The following is a 15,029-nucleotide window of genomic DNA, read 5'->3' as shown; positions in this document are numbered from 1 at the left end:
TTGCTCTATGTAATGCGTTCCCCGAAGGGGTTGTCGTTCGCCCAGCGTGTCGTAGACAAGACATCGCACTCTCCATTATTCTGCATGACTGCGGCGAGCTTTTCTAGATTTTGGCGAACTGTCACACTACGGAGATGATTTACACCCCAGACTCGTTCACAAATATCTAAAGCTTGCAAATAAAGCGGTTCTGCTTCGCTGTAACGTCCAGTTTCACGATAAATTTCTGCCAGATTATTGAGACTTTCAGCAACATTGGGATGATTTTCTCCCAATAGATGCTTATCAAGTTCTAAGGCTTTTATACATAAAGGTTCCGCTTCATTGTAACGCCCTTGCTCCCTGTACATAAAACCAAGAGCATAAATAGTATCTGCTAAAAGCGGATGCGCCTTTTGCAATAGACGTTGCTTGAGTTCCAACGATTCCAAAAACAAAGATTCGGCTTGATCGTAGCGTCCTTGAGCGCGGTATATCAATCCTAAATTATGCAAATCTGTTGCAACATCGGGATTCTCTTCTCCCAAAAATCGCTTATCTAGTTCTATTGCTTGTTGCGACAACGGTTCAGCTTCAGTGTAACGCCCTTGATGATAATAAAGTAGTGCTAAATTATTCAGTATAAGAGCCAAAGAAAGATTGTTTTCGCCAACTAAACGTTTTTCGAGTTCTAATGATTGCAGATACAGAGGTTCGGCTTCGTCATAACGTTTTTGTTCATCATATAGTAATGCCAAATTGTTGAGACTGATGGCGACATCAGGATGGTTTTCTCCCCACAGGTGTTTCCTCAGTTCCAAAGCTTGTTGATATAAGATTTCCGCTTTAGTATATTGTCCAGTAGATTTGTAGAGTCCTGCCAAATTATTCAGGCTAGTAGCAAAAGAAGGATGGTTCTCTCCTAGCAGGCGTTTCCTCAGTTCTAAAGCTTGTTGATATAATGGTTCGGCTTCGCTGTAGTGTCCTGTTGCACGATATATTCCTGCTAAATTGTTGAGGCTATTAGCTAAATCTATCTGCAAACCTGATTCATTTTGTATCTCAATCGCCTGACGCCAATACTTTATTGCTAGTTCTTGTTCTTCTTGATAATTCTGAGACTCACCCCGCTCTAATCTGCTGCGGTAAATATCACCTAAACTTGAGTATAAAGTAGCCAAACTAGGGTCTTTAGTTCCCCCTTCTTGTTCTACTTTCTCGATTAACCCTTGTAAATCTTGGATGGGCAAGAAAAAAGAGTTATCTTCATTAGTATCTGTGCTGGCTAATTCTGTGTCTCTAAAAACAAAACGGATATTTTCTAGTTCTTTACCAGGAATAGCATTCGTCTTTTTAGATTCAAACCGAAATACACCGTTGCGCCAACTCCAAAAATCAGGGGCTTTTTTAATCAGATTAACTAAAATTTGGTTAGTTACCCAAAGCACAATAGCAAACGGAAACTCGCGCAATCCTTCCCTTGTCCATTGTAAGTAACCAAAAAATTTCTCCTGTTCCGATTGCTCTTTTCCCAATCTGAGAAAATAAAGTTGTTCAGCACCCGTCACAGTAATCACCGCCGGGTTTTGCTGACGAAGATATTCTTCTTGTTGTAACAGTTGGTTAAGAGCAGCTTTTAGGCTTGGTTCCTGACGCGCTAAAGTCTCTCGATATGCACGGAAGGCGGGTTGTAGTTCGGCTTCATACTGGGCAATAATCTCATCACGAAAGCTAGCATCATCGCAAACTGCAATCAGTAAATTTAATCCCCGTTTTTGAGCTTCAATAGAAACAATTAAATCATCATACGCATCTAGATTTTCTCCTTCATCATCTAAGAATTGCTCATTTAACATTAATAGCTCCCTGTCTTCTCAAGCTTTCTATAATAATTGGATGAACATCGTACCAAGTTTCATCAGTGCGATATTCTAGAACATATAAACCATGTAACAAATCTAAAAACTCTGCTTGTTTGGGGTCATTGGGCATAAATTGTTCATAAACACTCTGTAAAATATCTATATCAACCTTTCCTAAACGTATAGAAAAATCATTGCGGATTTTATTGATTGCCTGAAGGAGAATTTTATCATCAATGATAACCTCGGCAGTGGGATTTCGCCGGATCATTCGCAAACAAATACGGCAACATTCCTTAGAAATCCGAATTAACTCTCGCAATACGCCACCACTGTAAATTACAATTTTTTCAGCAGTTTCAGCCGTGATTAATTCACTGGAAATTCGCTTTTGTAAAACTTCACCGAGAATCTTTGTTGCTTCCGGGCGAGGTTGGGCATTAGGGAAGCGATTTTTACCTTTATCAAATATTTTTAACACAGGCATTGCCACAACTTGATCATTGGTTTCAGTGGCAATTATTGTGCTGATAAATGTTTCCCGAAGAACTGCGATCGGGATAGTGTAGATAATTTGAAAGTTAGGTTGACAAAGAGCTTTAATATTATCTCTATAAATTTCGTTAACTCTTCCTAAGTCAAGTTTATCTAAATCATCAATAATTACTAAAACGTTTTGCTTAGTTGCAACTTGAATAAGAGCAGCAATTTCATTAATTCTGGCAATTAAATCTGATAACTTGCGTTCAAATTCTTGTTTAATTTCATCCCGAACGCTAGCATCAGCTTTTAATTTAGAGCTAATCAATTTTAAAAGATCAAAACCTACACTAATTTCTGCTTGCAAATTTGATTCTTCAGTGCGAGTGCGGGTAGCAAACCACTTATAAAGAGCTTCTTTAGTAGATTGCGGAATATCTACTCTGCGTGCCTCTGCCTCTGTCATTAAATTAACTGCGATCGCAAACAGTATATTAATATGATTAACAGCCGACATTTCAATTTTGTCAGCAATAGAAAACAGAACTACAAAATATTTATCTTGAATTTGTCGGCTAAATTCAGCTAACAAGGTAGACTTACCACATCCCCGATGTCCTGTAAAGACAATTTTGCCATCTCCATTAGGACTATCTTCCACTAATTGGTTCAGGTCTGCAATCAAATCATCACCATATTCAACTCGAAATCTTTCCATTTCATTCCGTTCCATCAACGGAAACAGTTCGAGATTACTGTATGCTTCTTGAAAGGAGTTTAATAAATCTTCAGACATTGGATAGTGCCGTAAACGTGCTAACTATTCATATAATGGCTCATGATTTTTGAAGCACAAGTTCAGGCAATGTCTAGGATAGAGTATGCCAACATAACTTCTCAAATTCCGTTAATAAATAACGACTAGGTGAGTGGTATGTTATGTCTTAAAAAGAGATGTCCCAATACCCAAGTTTCAACCGCTCAATAAGTAACAGAGGTCAATAATCAATAAGACTGAATGATAGATTATACATTCGATAATTCAGACTGAATGATAGATTATACAAATAAAATAGTGAAAGCTACTTAACATATAAATAAAATAAAATTTTTAGTTATAAAAATAAATTTTTAGCGTGCTTTGTCTCATTCCGCTCTAGCCGATGCAATGGGTAGCTGTTGTTACTATTAATTTACTAGGCGGGTATCTCACTTTTGCAAATATACTTAGTACCGCAAGGCGGAAGTCAAAAGTCAAAAAGCTTAGAAGACAGGCTTTTGAACGATTTGAAATAGTTGCTTTATTTACGCCGTGCTGTTTTACCCCACCCTAACCCTCCCCTTGCAAAGGGGAGGGAACTGGATTTCTTGTTTCCTCATCACTGGAAACGACACCCACAAACCGCCTGCGATCGCCTTGCAAAGGGGAGGGAACTGGATTTTTTGTTTCCCCCCTTTCTAAGGGGGGTAATTCGACTTGTGTGTACACCGTAGCCCCCGAAAATTCTTGCTCCCCTTCCCTGCAAGGGAAGGGGCTGGGGGTTAGGTTTGAAAGAAAGTTACACACGGTGCTAAAAAGTATTATTTTAATTTTTAATTCTGCCTTGCGGTAATAGTCGCAACCCCACGGATTTATCGTGGGGTTGTTCTGTTGAGCTAATTAAGGGTTATGGAATTATTTGAACAACTTTCATCAAACCAGCTTTTGCGACTTCAAAACCAGCTTTTGCGACTTCAAAACTAGCTTTTGTGACTTCTAAACTTGCTTTTGCAACTTCAAAACCAGCTTTTGCAACTTCTAAACTTGCTTTTGCGACTTCAAAACCAGCTTTTATCAACGAATTTCAGCAAATATACCCGCATCTATCTAGTTGCCTAATACCATCCAATGCTCTTAAAATTCTGTAACTTCACTGTATTCGCTCAAATCCAGCTTCATTGGCCAGAAACTCTTGCATTAACAATGCATCCCGCTTGGCATAGTTTAGCGGTTGCAGATAATCATACTGGTTAATTCCGATCGCGATCGCCCAATTTTTTGCCATCTCACCCTGGTTCTTGGCGCTTAAACTTCAGCTTAATCGCTCCTTTACTTCCAGCTTTAGCACCATTACCAATTAATTTAACTTCCCCTTCTGCACTAATTTCTACCGATAGCTCAATTTCATCTAGCTGCATCCGGGAGTTGACTTTTGCTTGCTGTTCAGCTTGACTAAATAAACTTCCCACTACTTTGAGAAAGTGAGTCATATTTTGCTCTAATGTTTGAGCGCTAACCTTAACGGCATCTCCTACCCCTTTGCTACCAGTATTATCCCTGATAGTTTCCTCTCCCCAACCCCGTGTATTAGTACTCCCGCCTTTAGCACCATCAGGAATCGATATTTGCGGCACTTCATCCGTCACAATCCAAATGCCGTCGTCTTGGGGTGTTTCTGACATATTACTTTAAATATTTACATTAAATCTTCCCACAAATATAGATACAACGCTAGAGATAGCGATTCCGATTACCAGGAAATCTCACTGAGCATCTTAGCGATCGCACCAATTATGATACAGATCCTGAAAGCGATCACATAGTCTCAAATTATCTCAGATTGGGTACGATGATTTTCTCTAAATAGTCCAATCAAAAATCTGAATATCTCTAATCCAGTCTTAGAGGATGTTTGAAAAGCCATGATTGATGCATCAAATATTTTTTTACCTCACCCTAACCCTCCCCTTATAAAGGGGAGGGAACCGGATTTTCTTGTTTCCCCCCTTTATAAGGGGGGATTAAGGAGGGTAATAATTTGATTAAATATCACAGCATACTACTTTTCAAACATCCTATTAAGTACAATTATTTGATAACTTTAAGTGCATTTACAACCCCATGATCAAACCCGCCGATGTCAGCACCAAACGCTTAATCAGCCTTGCAACAGTCAATGAATTACAGCAAGTTTTGTCAACCGACTTGACATGAAACACCAAAAACATAACCCCTCTCCGCCACCGGAAAGGGGTTAATTACTGCCGAAACTCAGCAATCTCTAATAAGCGTCTTGCAACTCGTAGAAATCAGGCGAGATATAATCCTTCCGCAAAGGCCAACCTACCCAATCTTCCGGCATCAAAATCCGCTTGAGATTTGGGTGTCCTTCGTAGATAATGCCCAACATATCGTAAGACTCGCGCTCTTGCCAATCTGCGGTTTTCCAAATCCAGTACACAGAAGGGACTACGGGGTTTTCCCGTGGTAAGAACACCTTAACTCGAACTTCTTCAGGGCGATCGCTATTATCACCCACTTTAATCAAGTGATACACACTCACTAATTCCTGTCCTGGCCCAAGGTCAACACCACCTTGAAACTGGAGATAATTAAACCCGTAGGCATAAAGGGCAGTAGCAGTAGGAAGCAAGAAATCTGCCCCCACCTTAATTATCTCTACACCATTCTTGTCTGGTGCTAAAAACTCATGGTCAAAGCCGTTTTCCGTTAACCACTGGGAAATTTTACCCGCTTGTACCAATGCCTCTTCTTTGGCTGCTGGTACTGGTTTAGATTCTTCTTCAGCCACGGGTTTGTTCCTCCTTTTGCGCCTTTTCTGTCAGCAGTGCAGGTGGTATTGGCATACCAATCGCTTCCGCCAATTCCTTCGGTGGTGCATAGCGAGTTTCTGACTGCAAATACTTACCAGTTAAGATTTCATCTACTGGCTTCAAATTATGAGTCGTGCTGTAGTAGCGGTGGGTTTGCTTAATTTTATCCCGCTCTTGCATCGATTCATTGGAGATTTTCTTCCGCAGCTTAATGATTGCGTCGATAATTGCTTCTGGACGGGGAGGACAACCAGGCAAGTACACATCCACAGGAATCAGTTTATCAACTCCGCGCACTGCCGTGGGCGAATCAACACTGAACATCCCGCCAGTAATTGTGCAAGCACCCATCGCAATTACATACTTCGGCTCTGGCATTTGTTCATAAAGACGCACCAGTTGCGGAGCCATCTTCATCGTAATAGTCCCTGCCGTAATAATTAAATCGGCTTGGCGGGGGCTAGAACGGGGAATTAGCCCAAAACGGTCAAAGTCAAATCGGGAACCAATTAAAGCTGCAAACTCAATAAAGCAGCAAGCAGTACCAAACAACAACGGCCACAGACTAGAAAGCCGTGCCCAGTCGTAGAGGTCATCAACCGTCGTCAAAATGACGTTTTCTGAAAGGTCTTGAGTGATTGTAGTCCGCTCAATGGGGTTGATGATTCGTTCTTTGCCCTGGGTTGTTAAGTTAGAATTCAAGACCATTCCAAAGCTCCTTTACGCCATGCGTAAACTAAAGCGACTACAAGAATTGCAATAAAGACTAGCGCTTCAATAAATGCCAGTAGCCCCAAACGGTGGAAAGCTACCGCCCAAGGATACAAGAATACAGTCTCCACATCAAAGACGACGAAGACCAGAGCAAACATGTAGTAGCGGATATTGAACTGAATCCAGGCTCCCCCGATGGGTTCCATGCCAGATTCATAGGTGGTGTGCCGTTCTGGGCTGTAACCACTGGGTCGTAAGAGCTTGGAAGCTGAGAGCGCTAAGGCAGGAACTAGGCTACAGACTATGAAGAAGCCTAGAAGGTACTCGTAACCGCTGAGGACAAACACAATGAGTATCTACCGCTTATGGAGTATTTTAAGTTGGGAGTGGGGGGTGGGGAGATGAAGGAGCAGGGGAAGCAGGGGAAGCAGGGGAAGCAGGGGGAGAATAACTATTGATTTTTAACCAATGCCCAATGCCCAATGCGCCATGCCCAATGCCCCATGCCCCATCCCCTAACTGCGTAACTTTCTTTTACATTATATCTGTTTGGTTTTTCTGAAATCTGGGAAACAGATACACTTCAAGTATTTAATTAGCTTTTGATAGTGATAGAAAAGCCTAACAATTATGTCATAATTTGTAACGTATATTTCAGATTTCTCCTTTGCGAGGCCCTAGCCATGAGCGAACCAGCTGTTGAGACTACGGTGTTAGACCGCTACGAGTGTCGCGCCTGCGGTTATGTTTACGAACCTGAGAAGGGAGACGACACGCATGATATACCTTCAGGGACATCTTTTGCAGAACTGCCCATAAATTGGCGCTGTCCAGTTTGTGCTGCTAAGACAACCGCTTTTGCCAACATCGGCCCTGCGGGTACTGCATCCGGCTTCAAAGAAAATCTCGGTTACGGTTTGGGTGTTAACAACCTAACGCCAACTCAAAAGAATATCCTAATTTTCGGTGCTTTGGCTCTTGGCTTCTTGTTTTTTATCAGTCTTTACGGCTTACAATGACAGCCGTTATCTCAGAAACAGGGAATAGTGAGTAGGGAAAGAGATTTTCATTATTGGTTTTGTGATTATAATCACACAACTATGCTGTTTTACTTATTCCCTAGAGCCTTGAATTAAGCTAAAAATGCTCACTTTTGCTTACATTGATTAACAGTGTATTCTCTGATAAAATATCAGAGATTTAGGTGAGAATCCGTAATGTCAAGCAACCTCTATACTTACTGATAAGTTGCCTCTGAGTTGTTACAGCAAGTAATTGCAAATATGTTGCTTCTCAAAGCAAGAATCACGCTAGAAGCAAACAAGTAAGAGTGCATAGAACTTGTTTTTATGCATCTATTGATACAATTTGGTTGAGATTGAACTGCTCAACTTATGTATTTGTTAGCAAATGTTAGCAAAAAAGTATCAGCAAACCTTTTAGAGAACAGCTACAGAAATTTAGAAACAACTTAAGAAATACTAATGCATTCAATTGTGAAAGGTTGGCAACGAATAGCTACCTTGTTGATAGTAGTCCTCATGTGTATAGGTTGTAGCAAAGTCCCCTCTGTTAGCTACAACCCTTGGAAAGTCATTTCTGTGCCAACAGACTCGAATCTCCTGGATATTGCTTTTACTAATAACCCTGAGCATGGCTACTTAGTAGGTAGCAATGCCACCCTATTGGAAACCAATGACGGTGGTAATAACTGGAAACCAATAATACTGCAACTGGATGAGCAAAAGTATCGTTTTGACTCAGTAAGTTTTGCAGGAAAAGAAGGCTGGATTGCCGGAGAGCCTGGACTGTTGCTACACACTACTGATGAAGGTGCTTCTTGGTCGCGTATTCCCCTGAGTGAAAAGCTACCAGGTAGCCCGATCGCAGTTAAGGCAGTAGCAAAAAACACAGCTGAAATGGCTACTGATGTAGGAGCCATATATAAAACCACAGACGGCGGCAAAAACTGGAAAGCTCAAGTGGAATCAGCAGTCGGTGTGGTGCGTAACTTAGAACGTTCTCCTGATGGCAAATATGTTGCCGTTTCCGCCAAGGGTAGTTTCTACTCGACTTGGGAACCGGGACAAGATGCTTGGGTACCTCATAACCGCATTAGTTCTCGGCGCGTAGAAAACATGGGTTTTGCTGACAATGGGCAATTGTGGTTACTAGCTAGGGGAGGTCAAATTCAGTTTAGTGACCCAACTAAACCTGAAGAATGGCAAGAGGCAAAATATCCAGAGTTATCCACTAGTTGGGGTTTACTGGATTTGGCATATCGCACACCCGATGAAATTTGGATAGGTGGCGGTAGCGGTAATTTACTACGAAGTCCCGATGGTGGCAAAACCTGGGAAAAAGACCGTGAAGTGGAAGAAGTTGCTGCTAATTTGTATAAGATTGTGTTCTTAGAGCCAGAACGGGGATTTATAATTGGCGATCGCGGCGTATTGCTCAAATATCTACCAAACCCTGAAACAACTTCTCCAGAAGCGGCTTAATCGGGACTGGGGACTAGGTAAGAGTTTTCCCAGTACCCAATCCCCAATCCCCAGTACCCAATCCCCATACCTAATTTCTGAGAAGAACGTTGCAACTTGTAACTCTTTCTTAACTTTGTAGGATAATAAACTCAATAACACTCTATGTATAAGGTAGGGATCTAAATGTCAGGTACCACTGGAGAACGTCCGTTTTCGGACATCATTACTAGCGTTCGTTACTGGGTAATTCACAGCATCACCATCCCAGCATTGTTTATTGCTGGTTGGCTATTTGTGCAAACTGGGCTGGCTTATGATGCCTTTGGCACACCTCGTCCCGACGAGTATTTCACAGCAGCGCGGCAAGAAGTGCCCATTGTGAAGAACCGTTTTGAAGCTAAAAAACAAGTTGACCAATTTATCGGAAAGTAGTTTGAGATCATGACTAGCGGCAATAACATCAATCAACCAGTTACCTATCCAATTTTTACCGTTAGATGGCTGGCAGTTCACACATTAGGTGTACCAACTGTATTCTTTTTAGGCGCGATCGCCGCAATGCAATTTATTCACCGTTAGGAGCAATTATGGTAGAAAGATCGCCCAATCCCAATAATCAACCGGTTGAACTAAACCGGACTTCGCTATACCTGGGACTACTACTAGTTTTCGTTCTGGGAATTCTGTTTTCCAGTTACTTCTTTAACTAAGTAGAAGTCCTGTTGTTAATTTTTGTTTATTGAATCTGTGTTGATTAGTTGTTAAGGGAGGAGAGAAGCTGTGTCTGAAAGTGGGAGAATTCCCCTGTGGGTCGTCGCTACGATCGCAGGTTTAGGTATAATTACAGTCTTGGGCATTTTCTTTTATGGTGCCTACGCCGGGCTCGGTTCTTCGATTTAACATGAGTTAGTTTGAACCGAACACTATAAGTTAGAATTTTCTAGCATTTGTTGAGAAATCAACCTTAAAAAAACCGCCTGTCTCTATGAGATAGGCGGTATTGATTTTGGTCAATAGTCTAGAAACATATCCGACAGAATTGATAGGACTACGGTTCCGATAAGATCCCCCCGCCTGTGGCAATCCCTGATCAACTGGGGCTAAAGGAGGAAAATAGCCTCCCAATTGATCGGGAGTCACTGCAATCTTGGAGTCTTCCCAAGTGGAGTATCTGGCCTGGTTTTGGAGGATCTTCGCAGGGTAAACAACCTAACTGAACTGTATTGGAATTGATAGCACTCGCTTGTCCGAAAACTTGACTAATGACTAATGACTAGATTAGCCAATATCGTCTCTTTCAATGTATAAAAAGAAAAACGCGAAGGTCACAGCTGGTAAAACCAAACCAGTGAGCGGAACTAAGATAGAAGGCAAAAAGGAAGCTGCCATAGTAAAGGTTCCTGTTAAATAACACTACAATTCAAAATGAGCTTACTGCAAATTCTGCCAATATTTTTGAAATTCTAAAGATTTTTAACACAGCTAATGTGGGGAGTGGGGAGCGGGGAGGCAGGGGAGGCAGGGGAGAATATTTAATTAATCAATGCCCAATGCCCCTCATACCTGAAGTTACATACCCAGGAGTTCATCTAGCTGCAAGTTTGGCAAGTCTGGAGGAATCACAGTTCGCACTATTGTGACTTTGTGACTTTCCTGTTGGGTTATCAGATCAAGTGCGATCGCTTCTAAGCGAATTTCCAAACACCCAAAGGGAATATTTAATTGCGTCATCACTTCTAATCCTCCCAAGGCGTTAGGTAGCAAATTTGTCAGTAAATGGGGCCCCTCTAGTAACCAGCGAGTTTGATAATCTTCAAGCCATAACTTGACAACAACCTGGGGAGGTACTTCAGGCAGTACTACGCGCACTATGATAAATTTGCCAGCGATTAGTTCGCCGTCTGGTACATGCAGTTCTGGAATTGGCAAAGGCTCAATGGCAGCCGAAGTTATGGGTGGGGAAGAGGATAAACCTAATAGTGGTTGCTTCTCTTTTTCAAACGAGTAATTCTTCGTCCCATTGGCTTCCAGTTCACTATGTTCACTATATGTATCATCGACAACGATTTCTTGGGCCAACCAAGCTGACGCTATATTCATTTTTATTGGAGGAGGGGGGGGCGGTAGTTGTGTTACCACCATTGAGAGTGTTGGCTCAGATACTTCTACTACCGTATCTTCCCCTGTTTCTAGATCAGCTTCCTTTGCTGTGTCTGCATCTTCCCCAAAGTTCTCAAGATCAGAAACCGACTTTTGAACTTCTTCCGATGTCTCTGTGTCAGCATCCACGTTTAACGGCAAGTTGTCATCAATATTGGGAGTTTCAGCACTAAGAGAAAGCTGGGTCTGCTGGGCTGGAACATACCTATTCTGGTCTTCGGGTTCTAGTTCATCGATGAATTCAGGCAAAGAGTATCCTTGGCTGTGCATCCACTTTCTGAGCAGGGGAGATGAGTAAAGGTTCCCTGTTGTAATGAATTGTGCATTTGGCTGGGCTTCTACTTCAGCAACAGATTCTTCTTGAAATTCTACATTTGGCTGGGCTTCTACTTCAGCAACACATTCTTCTTGAAATTCTACATTTGGCTGGGCTTCTCCCTCAGCAACAGACTCTTCTTGAAATTGGGCATCATCTACTACTAATTCCGGTGTATTTTCATCAGCTACACTTGTATCCAACTGCGGTAAGTCTTCATCTGCTGGAACTTTCGCATCTGGAGCATTGTTTTTTACTTCTTCTGTATCATCTGGCAAAGCTTGTAGCCGTTTCAAGTATGGCAAAGCACTATCGAGTATTGGCATTCGACGTTGCTTGATGATCAACTGCTCCAAGTTGATGGCAACCATAGTAGTATCCTTTTCCAGAACTTCCTCTTTTGTAGAGGGTTCTGCAACAACGTCTGTGGGAGTGTTGGCATGGGTTTGAATAGGGGGCAGTTTCGGCAATTGAGGCGAAGTGCCTGAATTCTTTAAGTTAGATGTTCGCAGGATGGCTTCTCGCAGAACTTGTAAGTTAATTTGTGGTGGTAAAGCTGTATTTGGGGATGGATTAAGTATCTGAAACTGGTCTGTTTTCGAAATTTTGACCAGATTGAATAGTTTCAAATCTATCTTTACAGCAGCCTCTGGCTCCGTGACAGCAGCAGACGAGTCCGATGGTGCTGTGGTGTCATTTAAAGATGTACTAGGTGTTGCTGCGGCTGTGATTGCCAGTAATTGTGTTACATCTGCTGTAATGGTGAAAGACTGGCTGGCTAACCTGATGACTTCACCAACATCGGCGAATCGACCATACAAAGTGATATCTGCCAAAATTAACTTGGATTCAAAGTCAGCAGGAATATCAATTGAGGTATTGATGGTGAAGGGCAACTCTTGATCCGGTAAGGGTTGCCGTACCTGGGTCAAGATTTTTGAGTTTTTGGGCGATCGCAGTTCAATTTGTAGTTCAAGCGCCTGCAAGCTTTTGGGGAATAATGTTTCAGCCTGATCTAGATTGATCTTTTCTTTGAGTTCTACGTGTCCATTGATTGTAAGAGGTTGTCCCCAAGGAGCAATGTAAGTATCGTGAGCTAAAGTTAGCAGTAATGGAGGCGGTGGTTGTGTTGCTAGAGAATCTGCAACCTTTTCATCATTGAGCAGGGCTTCAGAATTGGGTAAAGCTAAATCTATTAAATTTTGTAAAATCTGCTCTGCCGTCTCACCTTTGAGCCATACAGAACTCACAGGCTCATCAATATCTTTTTCCGTTTCATCTAGCAGAACAGTGGTATTAGGATTGCTGTCTGTAGTAACCATCTGTTCTGTAGCGATCGCTTTATCTAAGTTAATTTCGGGTTCTTCTGGGGCAGTGTATTCTAAGTTGCCTTCATCTGGCACAACAATTGTAACGGGGTTGTCATCTGTAGCAATTAGCAGTTCTGCAAAGGCTGCGATCGCTTTATCTAAGTTAATTTCGGGTTCTTCTGGGGCAGTGTATTCTAAGTTGCCTTCATCTGGCACAACAATTGTAACGGGGTTGTCGTCTGTAGCAATTCCCAATTCTGGGGAGAGTGCGATCGCTTTATCTAGCGCAATTGGGGGTTGTGTTGGGAAAGTGAATTCCCAGTTTTCAGAAACAGCATCTGGGCGATCGGATGAATTTGATTCTACATTCTCCCCCTGCTCTCCCTGCTTCCTCTGTCTGCTCTGCTCCCCCTTTACTCCTTGGCACAATACTTGAAGTTGGATAGTGTATTGCCAAGATTTACCGAGTAGCTCCGACATCAAATCGCCCATACAGCGCAACTCCCAAACTCCTGGCTCGAAGTAGGTAAAAGGAATTAGCGCCATTAAGCCTTCTGAATTAGTGCGACCCGATCGCTTGAAAATTCGCCGCTTTGGTAGAACTTCCTGGGTTGAAGAATGAGTTACCCGTACTTCCACGTCTGTATTAGGAAGGTTAGAACGAGCCAAAACTCTATACTCCCCTTCCAAAATTTCCAAATTTGGCGATTCTAGGATATGCCACGAGCGATCGCCTTGTTTCTGTATCAGAAATTGCCAATGTTCCATTGTGAGTGATGCCCAGACCGACGAGCCGCCCAATTATATTGTGTATCAACTTGCTTGCAAGTTTACCCCAGTATTTTGTAAATGCATCTCTTAAATGGCTATCTAGTTAACTCAGTTTTACTTACTTGCCTTCTGGCACTTTAACTAGTCCCATCAAGGGAACTTCAATGGATTGTTATGTTGCTTGTGCGTAAAGCTTTTGTTGTTTCCTCAATATTAAGTTTGACACTCTCCAGTGTTAAGTTAACAGGGATGCAATAAAATTGTTCGCTGTATATTTTCAACTTAGCGCCAACTTTTTTTGTATGATTTTTTACCAGAACGTCCATTTGCCATAGACACAACATACAATAAATGTAAGATTCACTTGACAATTTTTATTAAATTTTGATTCCCCACATTTTTGCTACAAAGAGTTAGGATGTGGCTCTTAAGTGTCCTCTGCGATCGCCCACGGTGGGCGCAAAGCACGATCGCAAATCACAACACTTAACCGCGCAGCAAGCGCCCAACCTACAAAGCAGCGTTTCTTTGAACCTCTACAAAGCGTATCCTCACCTGAGTAGAATGTGGGTGACAATGAGGATTTACAGGAGGGATTCGATGCTAGTCATTTTAATGGACGAGCAAATCCTTGCCCCTGAGCAAGTTTGCCAGTCTTGTTTACTCGCTGACAGGAGCGGTCAACCCCGTTGGCGTGGGGGTCAACTGCGTTGTGGTCAAGCCATTCGCAAACTTACTCAACAGCAGCCAGACCAGTATGAGTGTGTTATGGGTTTTCGCATCGCCCATATAGAATAGTTGAATTTGCTAGCAAGACGAAGCAACTGCGTTATCCTAAGCTCAAGTAACTATTAAAATTTAACCACAGGAGAACGCATAATGTCTTGGCGCGGATCTATAACGGTTTCAGATCGGATTTTTGCTTCCTTGCCTTATTTGCTTCCTCTAATTGAGGTTTTTGTATTTGGTAGATATTTGCTCTCAGAGTTTCCACCGCTACAGCTGCTGTTTCTGCCGCTTTTGCCATTGTTGAGAATTTACTACGGCGTGCGTTATGCAGGAATGATTATTTTCTTTGGTTTATTTTTGCTGGTAGTGAGAAACGAAAAAATTAGTCACTTTATTCGTTTCAACACTATGCAAGCAATCCTTTTGGACATCATTATCTTTTTGTTTAGCATCCTGACTGATGTTGTGGGACTAGTTCCCGTTGGTGGTTTTGCAATCCAAACCCTATCCACAACCATTTTTATTGGCATAGTAGGAGCAGCCGCATATTCAGTCATCCAGTCTGTAAGCGGACGTTATGCGGAAATTCCGGCAATTTCCGATGCAGTGTACATGCAAGTGCGTTAGA

Annotated in this window: 18 protein-coding genes; 8 read left to right on the top strand and 10 right to left on the bottom strand. The window is 42.1% G+C overall.

Annotated features, from left to right (window positions below):
- Window positions 1-5: 5 nt before the first annotated feature.
- The 8 genes from LC608_RS10165 to ndhC all read right to left on the bottom strand — a co-directional run bounded on the left by LC608_RS10165 (window position 6) and on the right by ndhC (window position 6,976).
- Window positions 6-1,835, bottom strand: a complete 1,830-nt coding sequence (locus LC608_RS10165) for a tetratricopeptide repeat protein (protein WP_229553415.1) — start codon at window positions 1,833-1,835, stop codon at window positions 6-8.
- Window positions 1,825-3,117, bottom strand: a complete 1,293-nt coding sequence (locus tag LC608_RS10160) for an ATP-binding protein (RefSeq protein ID WP_229553414.1) — start codon at window positions 3,115-3,117, stop codon at window positions 1,825-1,827. The genes LC608_RS10165 and LC608_RS10160 overlap by 11 nt, the downstream gene beginning before the upstream one ends.
- An 871-nt stretch (window positions 3,118-3,988) precedes the next feature.
- Complete coding sequence (locus LC608_RS10155) at window positions 3,989-4,159, bottom strand: hypothetical protein (RefSeq protein WP_229553413.1); 171 nt, start codon at window positions 4,157-4,159, stop codon at window positions 3,989-3,991.
- 72 nt (window positions 4,160-4,231) lie between these two features.
- On the bottom strand, window positions 4,232-4,366 hold the full coding sequence (locus LC608_RS10150; protein ID WP_308189854.1) for a caspase family protein: 135 nt from the start codon (window positions 4,364-4,366) through the stop codon (window positions 4,232-4,234).
- Between the two features lies 1 nt (window position 4,367).
- Window positions 4,368-4,763 carry a hypothetical protein gene (locus LC608_RS10145; protein ID WP_229553412.1) on the bottom strand — a complete coding sequence of 132 codons (396 nt, stop codon included), beginning with the start codon at window positions 4,761-4,763 and terminating at the stop codon, window positions 4,368-4,370.
- A gap of 599 nt (window positions 4,764-5,362) precedes the next feature.
- Window positions 5,363-5,893 carry an NAD(P)H-quinone oxidoreductase subunit J gene (locus tag LC608_RS10140; RefSeq protein ID WP_308189853.1) on the bottom strand — a complete coding sequence of 177 codons (531 nt, stop codon included), beginning with the start codon at window positions 5,891-5,893 and terminating at the stop codon, window positions 5,363-5,365.
- Window positions 5,886-6,623 carry a photosynthetic/respiratory NAD(P)H-quinone oxidoreductase subunit K gene (ndhK, locus tag LC608_RS10135; protein ID WP_190940287.1) on the bottom strand — a complete coding sequence of 246 codons (738 nt, stop codon included), beginning with the start codon at window positions 6,621-6,623 and terminating at the stop codon, window positions 5,886-5,888. The genes LC608_RS10140 and ndhK overlap by 8 nt, the downstream gene beginning before the upstream one ends.
- Window positions 6,614-6,976, bottom strand: a complete 363-nt coding sequence (gene ndhC / locus LC608_RS10130) for a photosynthetic/respiratory NAD(P)H-quinone oxidoreductase subunit C (protein WP_100899269.1) — start codon at window positions 6,974-6,976, stop codon at window positions 6,614-6,616. The genes ndhK and ndhC overlap by 10 nt, the downstream gene beginning before the upstream one ends.
- A gap of 336 nt (window positions 6,977-7,312) precedes the next feature.
- On the opposite strand from ndhC, the gene LC608_RS10125 reads away from it, so the two are divergent.
- From LC608_RS10125 to LC608_RS10100, 6 genes are all read left to right on the top strand, one after another.
- Complete coding sequence (locus LC608_RS10125) at window positions 7,313-7,648, top strand: rubredoxin (protein ID WP_229553411.1); 336 nt, start codon at window positions 7,313-7,315, stop codon at window positions 7,646-7,648.
- A 465-nt stretch (window positions 7,649-8,113) separates the two neighbouring features.
- Complete coding sequence (locus LC608_RS10120) at window positions 8,114-9,133, top strand: photosynthesis system II assembly factor Ycf48 (protein WP_229553410.1); 1,020 nt, start codon at window positions 8,114-8,116, stop codon at window positions 9,131-9,133.
- 165 nt (window positions 9,134-9,298) lie between these two features.
- Complete coding sequence (gene psbE / locus LC608_RS10115; RefSeq protein WP_229553409.1) at window positions 9,299-9,547, top strand: cytochrome b559 subunit alpha; 249 nt, start codon at window positions 9,299-9,301, stop codon at window positions 9,545-9,547.
- 9 nt (window positions 9,548-9,556) lie between these two features.
- Entirely contained in the window at window positions 9,557-9,694 is a 138-nt protein-coding gene (gene psbF / locus LC608_RS10110) for a cytochrome b559 subunit beta (RefSeq protein ID WP_012411801.1), read from the top strand.
- Window positions 9,695-9,702: 8 nt separating this feature from the next.
- Window positions 9,703-9,825 carry a photosystem II reaction center protein L gene (locus tag LC608_RS10105; RefSeq protein WP_012411802.1) on the top strand — a complete coding sequence of 41 codons (123 nt, stop codon included), beginning with the start codon at window positions 9,703-9,705 and terminating at the stop codon, window positions 9,823-9,825.
- A gap of 70 nt (window positions 9,826-9,895) precedes the next feature.
- Window positions 9,896-10,015, top strand: coding sequence for a photosystem II reaction center protein J (locus LC608_RS10100; RefSeq protein ID WP_152589562.1), 120 nt, complete (start codon window positions 9,896-9,898; stop codon window positions 10,013-10,015).
- A 378-nt stretch (window positions 10,016-10,393) separates the two neighbouring features.
- Here the strand turns inward: LC608_RS10100 and psaI are convergent, their stop codons facing one another.
- Entirely contained in the window at window positions 10,394-10,504 is a 111-nt protein-coding gene (psaI, locus tag LC608_RS10095; RefSeq protein WP_229553408.1) for a photosystem I reaction center subunit VIII, read from the bottom strand.
- A 180-nt stretch (window positions 10,505-10,684) separates the two neighbouring features.
- A complete protein-coding gene (locus tag LC608_RS10090) occupies window positions 10,685-13,669 on the bottom strand; it encodes a hypothetical protein (protein ID WP_229553407.1) in 2,985 nt (994 codons plus the stop codon).
- A gap of 603 nt (window positions 13,670-14,272) precedes the next feature.
- Between LC608_RS10090 and LC608_RS10085 the strand changes: the two genes are divergently transcribed.
- Both LC608_RS10085 and LC608_RS10080 read left to right on the top strand, forming a co-directional pair.
- Window positions 14,273-14,470: a hypothetical protein gene (locus LC608_RS10085; protein WP_109010096.1), complete on the top strand. Its 198-nt coding sequence runs from the start codon at window positions 14,273-14,275 to the stop codon at window positions 14,468-14,470.
- Window positions 14,471-14,551: 81 nt separating this feature from the next.
- Complete coding sequence (locus LC608_RS10080; RefSeq protein WP_229553406.1) at window positions 14,552-15,028, top strand: Tic20 family protein; 477 nt, start codon at window positions 14,552-14,554, stop codon at window positions 15,026-15,028.
- Window position 15,029 lies beyond the last annotated feature (1 nt).

The sequence above is a fragment of the Nostoc sp. XA010 genome (genome assembly GCF_020829625.1).
GTDB lineage: Bacteria > Cyanobacteriota > Cyanobacteriia > Cyanobacteriales > Nostocaceae > Nostoc.
The sequence above is the reverse complement of the archived record's forward strand: the minus strand, read 5'-3'. Positions and strand labels throughout refer to the sequence as shown.